This is a genomic window from Nocardia sp. NPDC058497, assembly GCF_042720195.1.
In the GTDB taxonomy this organism is placed as follows: domain Bacteria; phylum Actinomycetota; class Actinomycetes; order Mycobacteriales; family Mycobacteriaceae; genus Nocardia.
Map to the genome: position 1 here is coordinate 1 of NZ_JBHXMY010000123.1, position 12,880 is coordinate 12,880.

A 12,880-nucleotide genomic window follows, 5' to 3' on the forward strand; every position below is an offset into this window, starting at 1 on the left:
GTGCGGACAGGTCACTGACCAGGCGCTGCAGTTCGTCGATGGTGGTGGCGAACTGATCGCCGCGATCGTCGATGGTGGCGAGCACGGTGTTCAGGTTGTCGATCACGCTGCCGATCAGCGCGTCCCGGTCCGCCAGGGTCTTGGCGAAGCTCCCGCCGCTGTTCAGCAGCGAGACCAGGGTGCCTCCCTGGACCTGGAATATCTGCAGCAGCGCCGCGGTGAGGTCGTTGACCTGTGCTGGGTCGAGCCCGCGCAGCAGCGGCTTGAATCCGCCGAGCAGCAGGTCCAGATCCAGGGCGGGCGAGGTCTGCTCGCGGCTGATGGTGTCGCCGTCGGAGAGCCGCCGAGCCGAACCCGGGCCCTCCAGCAGTTCCATGTAGCGGTCGCCGACCAGGTTCTCGTACTTGATCGCCGCACGGGTGCTGGCCAGGACCGCGTACTTGCTGTCGACATCGAACGCGACGTGGGCGAGGTTGTCGTCACCGACCTTCACCGAGGTCACCGAACCCACCGCCACACCGGCGATGCGCACCTTGGCGCCGGGCAGCATGCCCGAGGAGCTGGTGAACACCGCGTGATAGCCGTTCTCACTGGAGAACCGCGCCTGGCTCAAGACGATCGCCAGGCCGGCGAACACCAGCGTCATCACCACGGTGAAGATCGCCAGTTTGATCGTCGTCCCCGTGTTCCTCACCGCGTCACTCCCGGCAGTCCGTCCAGCAGCAGCTGGAATACCTTTGGCACACCGTGGAATTCGTGCTGGGTGTTCGGCGTGTACACCGTGCCCTCGCTGGTATCGGTCACCAGATAGTTCGAATGGCTGTTCGGTACCCGGTCCACCACACCCTCGCAGCGCGGGCCGCCGGTGGCGTTCACCTTGGGCAGGTCGTTCGGGTAGGTGTAGGGCTGCGCGCCGAGCATGAAGCTGGCGTTCATGCCGACACCCGGCAGCCGTCCGCCCATCATCTCCTCGGCGATCGGCATCAGCGGGCCGAGGCCGTCGATGATGCAGCTCAGTGCGGGCGCGTACTCGAACAGCAGGCCGGTGGTCGGCCGCAGCAGGTCGAGGGCGGTCACCAGATCGTGCTCGTTCTCGCGCAGTACCGAACCGACCGTGTCGGACAGCCCGATCACATTGACCAGCACGTTATCGAGCTGACCCTGCATCTCGGCGATGGTCTGCGAGGTGACCGTCGCGTTGTCGACGGTGCGCAACAGCGGGTCGGTGACCTCGCCGTAGAGGCCGGTCACCGCGGCGGTCTTGTCCAGATCCGACTGCAGGGTCGGCAGGTACGGATTGAGTTCGCGCAGATAGCGATCCGAGCGCACCAGCAGATCGCCGAGCTTGTCACCGCGACCTTCCAGGGCGGTGCCCAACGCGGTCAGTGTCGCGTTGAGCTTCTCCGGCTCCACCTGGGCGAGAACGTCGGACAGGTGCTGGAACAGGGTGTTGAACTCGACGGTCACCGCGCTCGCCGCCACGGTGCTGCCCGGGGACAGCGCGGCCGAGGCCGGTTGGTCGGGGACGATGAAATTGACGTACTTGGCGCCGAACACCGTAGTCGAGCGGATGTCGACACCCGCGTTGGCCGGTACCAGCTTCAGCTGGTCGGGGTCGAGCTCGAGCCGCAGCTGGGCGCCGTCGTCGCGCAGGTCGATGTCGGCGACCCGGCCGATCTCGACGCCGCGCACCTTCACCTTGGCGTCGGGGTCGAGTACCAGGCCCGTGCGCGGCGTGTCGACGAGCACCACAGCGGTATTGGTGAACGCGCCTTGGAACAGCGCGAGCGCGAGAGACGCACCCGCGACGAGCAGGCCGACCAGCGCGAGCGCGGCGAGCTTGCGCCCGAGCCCGCCCTGCAGTGCGGCAACGATCCGTGAGGTATCCATCGCGCTATCCCGAGAGGTGGAAGTTGCCGGAGGTGCCGTAGATGGCCAGCGAGATCAGCAGCGTCACCGTGACGACCGCGACCAGCGAGGCCCGCACCGCATTGCCTACCGCGACACCGACACCCACCGGACCGCCCGCGGCGTGGAAACCGAAGTAGGTGTGGATCAGCATGACGGCCAGTGCCATGACGATCGCCTGCGCGAACGACCACAGGATGTCGCTCGGAATGAGGAACGTCGAGAAGTAGTGGTCGTAGACGCCGGCCGACTGGCCGTAGATCACCACCGTCGCGAAGCGGCTGGCGATGAAGGAGGCGATCACCGCGAGCGCGTAGAGCGGGATGATCGCGATCAAGCCGGCCAGCACCCGGGTACCGACGAGGAACGGCACCGGCCTGATCGCCATCGATTCCAGCGCGTCGATCTCCTCGGCCACCCGCATCGCGCCCAGCTGGGCGGTCGCGCCGGCGCCGATGGTGGCGGCCAGACCGATGCCGGAGATCACCGGCGCGGCGATGCGGACATTGATGAAGGCGGCGAAGAAGCCGGTCAGCGCCTCGACACCGATATTGCCGAGCGAGCTGTAGCCCTGCACCGCGATGGTGCCACCGGCCATGAGGGTCAGGAACCCGACGATCACGACGGTGCCGCCGATCACCGCCAACGCGCCGGAGCCCATGCTGATCTCGGCGATGAGCCGGATGGTCTCGGTGCGGTAATGCACCAGCGCACGGGGCACCGAGGCGAGCGCTTTGACGAAGAAGATCGCCTTGTCGCCCAGGGAATCCAGCGATTTCGACGCTCGATCGAAACGGCGGACGGTGCGCGGGAACTTACTGCGAACAACAAATGCCATCGTGGTCACCGCACCGTGAATTTCAGGCCGATCGCGGTGACAACCACATTCACCACGAACAGCGCCATGAAGGCGAATACGACTGTTTGGTTCACCGCGTCACCGACACTCTTGGGCCCGCCTTTCACCTGCAGACCGAGGTAACAAGCGACCATTCCGGCGATCAATCCGAACAGGCCTGCTTTGACCTCCGAGAGGATCAGCTCGGGCAGGTTGGTGAGCAGCGGAATGCCGTTGACGAACGCGCCCGGATTCACGCCCTGCAGGAACACCGAGAAAGCGAAGCCACCGACGATACCGACCGTGCACACCAGGCTGTTGAGCATCAGCGCCACGAACATCGAGGCGAACACGCGCGGCACGACCAGTCGGCTGATCGGGTCGATGCCCAGCACCATCATCGCGTCGATCTCTTCGCGAATCGTGCGGGCGCCCAGGTCCGCGCAGATCGCGGTGGCGCCGGCGCCTGCCACGATCAGCACCGTGACGATCGGCCCGACCTGCGTGACGGCGCCGAACGCGGCGGCCGCACCGCTGAGGTCGGCGGCGCCGATCTCGCGCAACAGGATGTTGAGGGTGAAGACCACCAGCACCGTGAACGGAATCGCCACCAACAGCGTCGGCACGATCGAGACGCGAGCGACGAACCAGGACTGGTCGATGAACTCACGCCATTGGAACGGTCGACGGACGGTAGCTTTCGCCACGTCCGCGCCGAGTTCGAAGAATCCGCCGACTGCCCGCAACGGGACAGCAAGGAGGTCGTTCACGCGAATTCCTCCTTCTTGGACGGGCGGATCGATCGACCCGCGTACCCGTACTTCACCGCCACCCCGATCTGAAGACTGCCCAAAGACTAGAACATGTTCCTGTTGATGTCTGCCGTTTGGGGAGACTATTACCAGGACTTTTTCACGAAATGTGCCGTCAAAACTGAAACGAATACTGACCGGATGCCTTTTACCTCCTGTGAGGCGCCACACACCCCGACGTTCATGTCTACCAACACCTGGACCTGTGATCAACACAACTCGGCAGACATGCTCGTCGTGGCGCGCGGCGAGCCAACATCCGGCAAACCGGTGGTGCGGCGATCAGCCCAGATCGCGGAGCGAACGGGCCGAGAACGTGTGGTCGGCGGGCCGCTCGGCAAAGTAGCCGTGCAGAGTTTCCGCGAGGTCGGCGTCGGACCATTCGGCGGCCGCCGCGTCGAAGCGAGCTTCCACCTCGGGCGCCGCCATGAGCGCGACCATCGGGCCGTAGACGACGAACACCTGACCGTTCACCGCGTCGGCGGCGGGCGAGGCGAGGTAGGCGACGAGCTTGGCCACGTGCTCGGGCGCGAGCGGGTCGACCGAACCCTCGGGCGCCTCGGAGAACACGGCCTCGGTCATCGCGGTCCTGGCCCGCGGGCAGATCGCGTTGGAGCGAACACCGAACCGGGACAGGCCGCGCGCGGCCGACAGCGTCAGCGCGGTGATACCCGCCTTCGCGGCGCCGTAGTTCGCCTGACCTTCCGGCCCGAGCAGCCCGGCCTCCGAGGAGGTGTTGACCAGCCGGCCGTAGACCGGCGCACCCGCGGCCTTGGACGCCGCGCGCCAGTAGGCGCCCGCATTGCGCGAGAGCAGGAAGTGCCCGCGCAGGTGCACGGCGATCACCGCGTCGAAGTCCTCGTCGGACATGTTGAACAGCATGCGGTCGCGGGTGATGCCCGCGTTGTTGACGACGATGTCGAGGCCACCGAGCGATTCCTGGGCGGTCGCGATCAGCGCGTCGGCCGTCGAGCGCTCGGCGATGCTGCCGCCGACGAACTCGGCCTTGCCGCCGAGCTCGCGAATCGCGGCGATGGTCTCGGCGGCGGCATCCTCGGTGAGGTCGTTGACGACGACCGCCGCGCCCGCGCCTGCCAGCGCGAGGGCTTCGGCCCGGCCGAGCCCGGCCCCGGCGCCGGTGACGATAGCGACCCGGCCCTCCAGTGAAGTCTGCATCACACTCATCGGGCCGACTTTAGAACGTGTTTCACTTTCCGACAAGAGGCGATCACGCCAACCTCAGCGCTGCCTTGGGACACTGCGCCACTGCCTCCTCGACGTCGGCGACGCGATCGTCGGCCACATCGCCCTCGAGCACGTGCAGGTTGTCGTCGTCATCGAGTTCAAACATGTCAGGGGCGATTCCTACGCACACGCCGTTCGCTTCACACCGGTCGAAATCGACGATGATCTTCATGAGAACTTCCTTCCACGCGGTCTTCGCGACACTAACCCAGACAGTACGCCCGCGAGGCGGGAACAGCTGCCGATTCACTGTCAATACTGGAACATGTTCCAGTTCATATGCAATGATCGGTTTCGGCGGGGCCCATCCCCTGCGCCCCGCCGACGTCCGTTTTCGCAGCTGAGACCGAGGTAGGAACCATGCGCGTCGCGTATACGCCGCAGCAGGAAGAATTGCGCGCCGAGCTGCGCGAGTATTTCGCCCAGCTGATGACGCCGGAACGGCGCGCGGCGCTGAGCCTGCAGACCGGCGAGTACGGCGAGGGCAATGTCTACCGCGAGGTCGTCCGCCAGATGGGTAAGGACGGCTGGCTGACGCTGAGCTGGCCCAAGGAGTACGGCGGCCAGGACCGCACGACGATGGATCAGCTGATCTTCGTCGAGGAAGCCGCCATCGCGGGCGCGCCCGTCCCGTTCCTCACCCTCAACTCGGTCGCGCCGACGATCATGCAGTACGGCACCGAGGAGCAGAAGAAGTTCTTCCTGCCCAAGATCGCCTCGGGTGAGCTGCACTTCGCCATCGGCTACTCCGAGCCGGGCGCGGGCACCGACCTCGCCTCGCTGCGCACCGCCGCGGTGCGCGACGGCGACGACTTCGTCATCAACGGCCAGAAGATGTGGACCAGCCTCATCGCCTACGCCGATTACGTCTGGCTGGCGGTGCGCACCGATCCGACGGCCAAGAAGCACAAGGGCATCACGATGTTCATCGTGCCCACCGACGTCGAAGGGTTCTCCTGGACGCCGGTGCACACGATGGCCGGGCCCGACACCAGCGCCACCTACTACCAGGACGTGCGGGTCCCCGCCTCGTCGATGGTCGGGCCGGAGAACGGCGGCTGGTCGCTGATCACCAACCAGCTCAACCACGAGCGGGTCGCGCTGACCTCGGCCGGTCCGCTCTCGCTCGCGGTCAACAAGACGGTGCAGTGGGCGCGCGAGACCACCGGTTCCGACGGCAAGCGGGTGATCGACCAGGAGTGGGTGCGCCTGAACCTGGCTCGCGTCTACGCCAAGGTCGAATACCTCAAGCTGCTGAACTGGGAGATCGCCAGCCGCGCCGACCAGGGCGGCGAGGCGGCGCCGAAGCCGTGGGACGCCTCCGCGTGCAAGGTCTACGGCACCGAGCTCGCCACCGAGGCCTACCGCCTGCTGATGGAGGTCGTCGGCTCGCACGGCTACCTGCGCCAGGACTCCCCCGGCGCGGTCATGCTCGGCAGGCTCGAGCGGATGCACCGCGCCGCGCTGATCCTCACCTTCGGCGGCGGCACCAACGAGGTGCAGCGCGACATCATCGCCATGACCGCCCTGCGCCAGCCCGCGTCCGCCCGCTGATCCCGAAAGCCGGTATCCCCTCATGGATTTCACCCCCACCGAAGCCCAGACCGATCTCGCCCGGCTGACCGGCGAGATCTGCGCCAAGCTCGTCACCGCCGACCGCCTGCGTGAACTCGACACCGCGGGCCGCTACGACGAGCAGCTGTGGAAGTCGCTCGCCGAGACCGGCGTGCTCGCCGCCGCGCTGCCGGAAGCACTGGGCGGCAGCGATTTCGGCATGCTCGAGCAGACCGCGATCCTGCGTGAACTCGGCCGCGTCGTCGCCGCGGTGCCCTACCTGTGGTCGATCGTCGTCGGAGCCGGCGCGCTGGCGAAGTTCGGCGATGACGCCCAGCGGCAGCTGGCCGCGCGGGCGGGCGCGGGCGAGATCGTGCTGACCGCGGCGCTCGCCGAGGAACTGCGCGCGACCACCGCCGCGCCGGGCATCGTCGCCGAGCCCGCCGGTGCGGCCTGGACGCTGACCGGCACCGCGACCACCGTCGCCTACGCCGACCGCGCCGAGCGAATCCTGGTGCCCGCCATCACGTCCACCGGCGTCGGCGTCTTCGTCGTCGACCCGGACCACGCGTCGGTCACCCGCACCACCCAGCAGGTCGTCGACCTGAGCCCCGAGTTCGTCGTCGAGCTCGCAGGCACACCCGCCGAACTGCTCGGCACCGTCGAATCCGGCGCCGACATCCTCACCTGGCTGCGCGAACACGCCTGGCTCGGCATCTCGGCGCTACAGCTCGGCACCCTGGAACGCGCACTCGAGCTGACCGCCGAGCACACCCGCACCCGCGAACAGTTCGGCAAGCCGATCGGCTCCTTCCAGTCCGTCGCCCAGCGCCTCGCCGACGCCTACATCGATATCGGCGGCCTGCGCCTGACGGTCACCCAGGCCGCCTGGCGCCTGTCCGAGGACCTCCCGGCCGCCGAGTCCATCCACATCGCCAAGTTCTGGGCGGCCGACGCGGGCCACAAGGTCGCCCACACCGTCGTCCACGTCCACGGCGGCCTCGGCATCGACCGCGACCACATCGTCCACAACTACTTCACCGCCGCCAAACACCACGAATTCGCCCTCGGCGCAGCCACGCCCCACCTCCTCGCCCTTGGCGAGGAGCTGGCGTCGACGGAGTAACCCTCGCAAGGCCCATGCTTAGCAAGGTAACTTGTAGCCATGCAGCCGGAGCCGGTGATCGCGTCGAGTGCCTACAAGCACGGCATCGACTCCGGCGACATGGTGCACGCTTTCAACAATGCGGTCGCCGCGTTCGATCTCGATGAGGGTTTCATCATGCTCATCGGACCGGCATTGGACGCGACGATGCTGGAAGTCGGCTACGTGACCAGCGCCGACGCCACGTCATCATCCACGCAATGGAAGCCCGGCCGAAGTTTCTGAGGTGATGAACATGCCACGTACAACGAAAGACATCCTCGCCCACGCCGACGACCTGGCGAAGCGGTTCGAGAACTACGAGCCACACGAAGGCGATGAGCGCGACCCAGCCGCGCTTGCCGCTCTGCGGGCCGCGGTGGTTGCCAGGGCAGAGGCGGAACGCCAGGTCATCGACGGCGTCACTGCCGCGCGCAAGCGCGGGGTCCCGTGGTCGACAATCGGTGCCGAAGTCGGCACTTCGGGTGAAGCCGCTCGCCAGAAGTACGGCCCGCTCCTCGCCTCGTAACTCGATCGGGCTACTGCCACACCTACTCGGCGAGCCGATTCAACAGATCTCGATGGCGCGTCGCGAAGTCTTCCGACAGCGCGCCCACCTGACCGTCCGCCCACGCGCCGTTGGCCTCTTCCGGCTCGGGCTCAGTCGCGCGCGTACCTTCCGCCAGCCGACGATTCAGCTCGCCACTCGCATGGAGCACATGCGCTGCCGCCTCGCCGAACCGGCGCTCACCATCCACAGCTCCCCTCGGCTGGTCCACATGCTCACGGTACGCGCGGCCTATCCAACCGGGGTCGAAATCAGGTAGCGCTGGAGGGTGGGGGCGATGTCGGTGACGATCTGGGGTGGCGTCAGGCGGTTTACCGTTATGCCTACAAGCGTTGGCAAACAAGCGTTGACCAGGAGTCACCATGACCGCCACCCCACTGCCCGAAGCCACGTCCGTCGTCATCGTCGGCGCGGGCCCCGCCGGTCTCACCGCCGCGATCATGCTCGCCGAAGCGGGCATCGACCATGTTCTCATCGATCGACTGAGCGAGGGCGCCAACACTTCTCGCGCCGCGGTCGTGCACGCCAGGACCCTGGAGGTCCTCGACGAACTCGGCATCGCGAAGGAACTCCTCGCGCGCGGTATCCAGGTCCCCACCTTCAAGGTGCACGACGGCCCGAAGACGTTGGCCACCATCGAATTCGGCGACCTGCCGACCGCCTACCCCTACGCGCTGATGATTCCCCAGGACGTTACCGAGCAGGTACTGCTCGACCGGCTGCACGAGCTGGGCGGCACCGTCCACCGGCCGCTCACCGTCGATCGGGTCAGCGACGAGAACGGCCGTGTCACCGTCGAATACACCACCGCCGACAACACGGCGGGCGCCATCACCGCCGACTACGTGATCGGCGCCGACGGCATGCACAGCGTGGTGCGCGAACAGGCGGGCATCGGCTTCACCGGCGACACGTACCCCGCGTCGTTCGTCCTGGCCGATGTGGCGATGAGCTGGCCGACGCCGCGAACCGAAGTCTCGCTGCATCTTTCGCCGGAGGGTGTCACCGTCGTCGCGCCGCTGCCCGATCCGGAGCAGGAGCGGTACCGCGTCGTCGCCACCGTGGACGAGGCACCGGAGCACCCCACCCGCGACGATATCCAGACCCTCCTCGACGCCCGCGGACCGGCGGGCGAGGTCCACGTCGACGAGGTGCTGTGGAGCTCACGCTTCCGCGTGCACCACCGCGTCGCCGACCACTACCGCGCAGGCCGCATCCTGCTGGCGGGCGACGCCGCGCACGTCCACAGCCCGGCAGGCGGCCAGGGCATGAACACCGGCATCCAGGACGCCGCGATGCTCGCCGGCCTGCTGACGAAAGTGATTGCCGGCGCCTCGGATTCACTGCTCGACGAGTACGAGACCGTCCGCAGGCCGATCGCCCTCGACGTCGTCGCCTTCACCGACCGGATGACCCGCATAGGCACCCTCCAGTCGGCCCCGGCCCGCACCCTGCGCAATACCGCGCTGCGCCTGCTCACCGGCATCCCCGCGGTCCGCGGCAAGCTGGCCTATCAGCTCGCCGAACTCGCCAACCGCTGACACACGAGAGGGGCCCTCCCGGCGACATCGCCGGAAGGGCCCCTCTGCTGTCGATACCTACGCGGAGCCTGCGTCGGCGTGCTCGTCGGCAGGCCGCTCCTCGGTCTGCGACTTGGCCCACCGGTAGTCCGGCTTGCCCGCGGGCGAGCGCTGGATCTCGTCGACGAACCACAGGCTGCGTGGCTGCTTGTACGACGCGATCTCCTGGGCCAGGACCGGCTTCAGGTCGGCCAGGGTCGGGCGCTTGTTGTCGCGACACTGCACCACCGCGACGACCCGCTGACCCCAGCGCGCGTCCTCGACACCGACGACGAGGGCGTCGAAGACGTCCGGATGCGCCTTGAGCGCGCCCTCGACCTCTTCGGGGTAGATCTTCTCGCCACCGCTGTTGATGCTCACCGAACCACGGCCGAGCATGGTGACGGTGCCGTCTTCCTCGACGCGCGCGTAGTCGCCGGGGATCGCGTAGCGAATCCCGTTGAACTCCTTGAACGTCGCGGCCGACTTGACCTCGTCCTTGTAGTAGCCGAGCGGGATGTGCCCGCTGCGCGCCAGCAGGCCGACGACGCCGGAACCCGGCTCGACCGGATTGCCGTCCTCGTCGAGCACCTGGGTGGCCGCGTCGATCTTCACGCGCGGGCCGCCGGTGTGGGTCTGACCCTTGGCGACCACCGACAGTCCGCCGAAGCCGGTCTCCGAGGAGCCGATGGAGTCCGAGATCAGCCGGTTGGGCAGCAGTTCGAGGAACTTGTCCTTGAGCGGTGCCGAGAACAGCGCGGCGCTGCTCGCCAGCACGTACAGCGACGAAAGATCGTAGGGTTCACCGGTTTCCGGATTGCCCGCTTCCAGCGCGTCCAGCATCGGCTGGGCCATCGCGTCGCCGGTGATGAAGATCAGGTTGATCCCGTGCTTGTCGACGGCCTGCCAGACGCCGTGTCCGCTGAACTCGGGGATCATGATGGCCTTGCCACCGCCGAACAGGCTGTGGAAGGTAGCCCACTGCGAGCCGCCGTGGATCATCGGCGGGATCGGGTAACGCACCATCTGCGGGTTGGCCGCGCCGACCTTGGCCAGCTCCCACTCATCCTTGACGTACTCGCCGGTGACGAAGTTGATGCCCGCGCCGAGCACCCGCCACACGTCCTCCTGCCGCCACATCACGCCCTTGGGCAGGCCGGTGGTGCCGCCGGTGTAGAGCATGAAGATGTCGTCGGGCGAACGCTCACCGAAGTCGCGCTCACCGGAGGAGGCGGCCAGCGCCGCCTCGTACTCCACCGCGCCGGGCGCGGTCGGACCGTTCGTACCGTCCTCGACGACGAGCACCGTCTTCAGCCCCGGCACCTTCGACCGGACCGCTTCGACCTTGTCGGAGTAGCGGCGCTCGTGGATCAGCGCGACCATGTCCGAGTTGTCGAAGATGTGGAGTAACTCGTTCTCGACGTAGCGGTAGTTGACGTTGATCATCACCGCCCGCGCCTTGAAGATCGCCACCATCGCTTCGACGGCTTCGACGGTGTTGCGGGAGTAGATTCCGACTTTGTCGCCGGGTTTCACACCCTGTTCCAGCAGGTAGTGGGCCAGCTTGTTGGCCCGCTCCTCCAGTTCGGCGTAGGTCGACTCGCGATGTTCGCCGACCAGCACGATCCGGTCGGGCATCAGGTCGACGGCGTGTTCGACGAGATCGGCTATGTTGTAGCTCACAGGAACAAAAATAGAACGTGTTACTGTTTCTGACAAGGCTCGAACGTCAGGAGATATCGAATGGCCCACTGTCTGGTCGAGAAGCGAGGACACGTCCTCATCGTCACCATGAACCGGCCGGAGGCGCGCAACGCCCTGTCCGGCGAGATGATGGCGATCATGCGCGACGCCTGGGACCAGGTGGACAGCGATCCCGATATCCGCGTCGCGATCCTCACCGGCGCGGGCGGGGCCTTCTGCGCCGGCGCCGACCTCAAGGCCATGACCTCGCAGCACCCCGGCGATTCGTTCAAGGGCGGCGGCTGGGACTTGTCCCGCATCGACGCCCTGCTCAAGGGCCGCAGGCTCAGCAAGCCGCTGATCGCCGCCGTCGAGGGCCCCGCCATCGCGGGCGGCACCGAGATCCTGCAGGCGACCGACATCCGCGTGGCGGGCGAGAGCGCGAAATTCGGTGTCTCCGAGCCGCGCTGGGGCCTGTTCCCGCTCGGCGGCTCCGCGGTCCGGCTCCCCCGCCAGATCCCGGCCACTGTCGCCGCCGACCTGCTGCTGACCGGCCGCCACAACAAGGCGGCCGAGGCCAAGGAGATCGGCCTGATCGGGCACGTCGTCCCGGACGGCACCGCGCTGGACAAGGCGCTGGAACTGGCCGAGATGATCTCCGCCAACGGCCCGCTGGCCGTGCAGGCGATCCTCAAGACCATCCGCGACACCGAGGGCATGCACGAGAACGACGCCTTCAAGATCGACGCCGAGCTGGGCGCCGCGGTCTTCAAGTCCGCCGACGCCAAGGAAGGCCCGAAGGCCTTCGCCGAGAAGCGCAAGCCCACTTTCACCGGTCAGTAAACGCCGCGAGGGCGCGGGGCTTTCCGCCCTGCGCCCTGTGTGGCTGGGTGCCTACGCGCCCGGGTAGTCCATGTAGAAGGGCTCCCACTGGTGGCCGTCGGGGTCGATGAAGGTGCGGCCGTGCATGCCGACCTGGGCCTCCTGGGCGCGCTTGTCCTCGTTGGTCTCCTCGGTGGCGCCCGCGGCGACGGCGGCATCGGTCAGCGCGTCGACTTCCGCGGCGCTGGCCAGCGACAGCGCGTACCCGGCGGCGGCGGTGTTGATGGTGTCGGCGATCGGACGCGTACTGAAGGTCGAGAAGAAGTCCTTGGTCAGCAGCATCAGGCAGATGTTGTCGTCGATGACGATGCACGACGCGTTCTGATCGGTGAAATCCTCGTTGACCTTCCAGCCGAGCGCCTCGTAGAAGCTCTTCGAGCGGTCGAGGTCGGCGACGGGGATGTTGATGAAGATCATCTTGCTGCTCATGGGTATCAGCCTTTCGTGGCGTCGTTGCGGTCTCGAACATGTAGACGCGACGGCTCGCCGGAATTCATCGGTCTTCGCCCCTGTCGGCTGTCGGACCCCTGTGGCATCGTGAAGAACTATGAGCGACGCCACAACCGCTACCACCGGCCCCGATCCCGAAGTGCTGGCCGAATTCGAAACCCACCGGCGCGAATTGTGCGCGTACGCCTATCGCTTGCTCGGCTCCTCGTTCGAGGCCGAGGACGCGGTGCAGGAGAC

Annotated in this window: 16 protein-coding genes; 7 read left to right on the top strand and 9 right to left on the bottom strand. The window is 67.1% G+C overall.

Annotated elements, in window-relative coordinates; genetic code table 11:
* From ACFWPJ_RS11435 to ACFWPJ_RS11460, 6 genes are all read right to left on the bottom strand, one after another.
* On the bottom strand, positions 1–646 hold a 646-nt coding region (locus ACFWPJ_RS11435; protein ID WP_378849821.1), incomplete at its 3' end, for an MCE family protein.
* 44 nt (positions 647–690) lie between these two features.
* Positions 691–1,890 (bottom strand): MCE family protein, encoded by a 1,200-nt coding sequence (locus tag ACFWPJ_RS11440; RefSeq protein ID WP_378849801.1) that lies wholly within the window; start codon positions 1,888–1,890, stop codon positions 691–693.
* A 4-nt stretch (positions 1,891–1,894) separates the two neighbouring features.
* A complete protein-coding gene (locus tag ACFWPJ_RS11445; RefSeq protein ID WP_378849803.1) occupies positions 1,895–2,746 on the bottom strand; it encodes an MlaE family ABC transporter permease in 852 nt (283 codons plus the stop codon).
* A 5-nt stretch (positions 2,747–2,751) separates the two neighbouring features.
* The gene (locus ACFWPJ_RS11450) at positions 2,752–3,516 is read right to left on the bottom strand and encodes an MlaE family ABC transporter permease (protein WP_378849822.1); all 765 of its coding nucleotides are present in this window, start codon (positions 3,514–3,516) and stop codon (positions 2,752–2,754) included.
* Positions 3,517–3,840: 324 nt separating this feature from the next.
* Entirely contained in the window at positions 3,841–4,743 is a 903-nt protein-coding gene (locus tag ACFWPJ_RS11455) for a 3-oxoacyl-ACP reductase (RefSeq protein WP_378849804.1), read from the bottom strand.
* Between the two features lie 43 nt (positions 4,744–4,786).
* The gene (locus ACFWPJ_RS11460) at positions 4,787–4,975 is read right to left on the bottom strand and encodes a ferredoxin (RefSeq protein WP_019044780.1); all 189 of its coding nucleotides are present in this window, start codon (positions 4,973–4,975) and stop codon (positions 4,787–4,789) included.
* Between the two features lie 188 nt (positions 4,976–5,163).
* On the opposite strand from ACFWPJ_RS11460, the gene ACFWPJ_RS11465 reads away from it, so the two are divergent.
* From ACFWPJ_RS11465 to ACFWPJ_RS11480, 4 genes are read left to right on the top strand one after another with little or no spacing between them, the layout of a single operon-like run.
* Positions 5,164–6,357: an acyl-CoA dehydrogenase family protein gene (locus ACFWPJ_RS11465; RefSeq protein WP_378849806.1), complete on the top strand. Its 1,194-nt coding sequence runs from the start codon at positions 5,164–5,166 to the stop codon at positions 6,355–6,357.
* Positions 6,358–6,379: 22 nt separating this feature from the next.
* Positions 6,380–7,483 carry an acyl-CoA dehydrogenase family protein gene (locus ACFWPJ_RS11470; protein WP_378849808.1) on the top strand — a complete coding sequence of 368 codons (1,104 nt, stop codon included), beginning with the start codon at positions 6,380–6,382 and terminating at the stop codon, positions 7,481–7,483.
* Positions 7,484–7,522: 39 nt separating this feature from the next.
* Entirely contained in the window at positions 7,523–7,747 is a 225-nt protein-coding gene (locus ACFWPJ_RS11475; RefSeq protein ID WP_378849810.1) for a hypothetical protein, read from the top strand.
* 10 nt (positions 7,748–7,757) lie between these two features.
* On the top strand, positions 7,758–8,030 hold the full coding sequence (locus ACFWPJ_RS11480; protein ID WP_378849812.1) for a hypothetical protein: 273 nt from the start codon (positions 7,758–7,760) through the stop codon (positions 8,028–8,030).
* 22 nt (positions 8,031–8,052) lie between these two features.
* Here the strand turns inward: ACFWPJ_RS11480 and ACFWPJ_RS11485 are convergent, their stop codons facing one another.
* Positions 8,053–8,280 carry a hypothetical protein gene (locus ACFWPJ_RS11485; RefSeq protein ID WP_378849814.1) on the bottom strand — a complete coding sequence of 76 codons (228 nt, stop codon included), beginning with the start codon at positions 8,278–8,280 and terminating at the stop codon, positions 8,053–8,055.
* 151 nt (positions 8,281–8,431) lie between these two features.
* On the opposite strand from ACFWPJ_RS11485, the gene ACFWPJ_RS11490 reads away from it, so the two are divergent.
* Positions 8,432–9,610, top strand: a complete 1,179-nt coding sequence (locus ACFWPJ_RS11490; RefSeq protein ID WP_378849816.1) for an FAD-dependent oxidoreductase — start codon at positions 8,432–8,434, stop codon at positions 9,608–9,610.
* A 57-nt stretch (positions 9,611–9,667) separates the two neighbouring features.
* Here ACFWPJ_RS11490 and ACFWPJ_RS11495 read toward each other — a convergent pair whose 3' ends face one another.
* The gene (locus tag ACFWPJ_RS11495; RefSeq protein WP_378849817.1) at positions 9,668–11,311 is read right to left on the bottom strand and encodes an acyl-CoA synthetase; all 1,644 of its coding nucleotides are present in this window, start codon (positions 11,309–11,311) and stop codon (positions 9,668–9,670) included.
* 60 nt (positions 11,312–11,371) lie between these two features.
* Here ACFWPJ_RS11495 and ACFWPJ_RS11500 point away from each other — a divergent pair, with 60 nt between their 5' ends.
* Positions 11,372–12,154 carry a crotonase/enoyl-CoA hydratase family protein gene (locus ACFWPJ_RS11500; protein WP_378849818.1) on the top strand — a complete coding sequence of 261 codons (783 nt, stop codon included), beginning with the start codon at positions 11,372–11,374 and terminating at the stop codon, positions 12,152–12,154.
* A gap of 51 nt (positions 12,155–12,205) precedes the next feature.
* On the opposite strand, the gene ACFWPJ_RS11505 is transcribed toward ACFWPJ_RS11500, so the two are convergent.
* On the bottom strand, positions 12,206–12,622 hold the full coding sequence (locus tag ACFWPJ_RS11505) for a VOC family protein (RefSeq protein ID WP_378849819.1): 417 nt from the start codon (positions 12,620–12,622) through the stop codon (positions 12,206–12,208).
* A 118-nt stretch (positions 12,623–12,740) separates the two neighbouring features.
* Here ACFWPJ_RS11505 and ACFWPJ_RS11510 point away from each other — a divergent pair.
* A partial coding sequence (locus ACFWPJ_RS11510; RefSeq protein ID WP_378849823.1) for a sigma factor occupies positions 12,741–12,880 on the top strand: 140 nt, incomplete at its 3' end.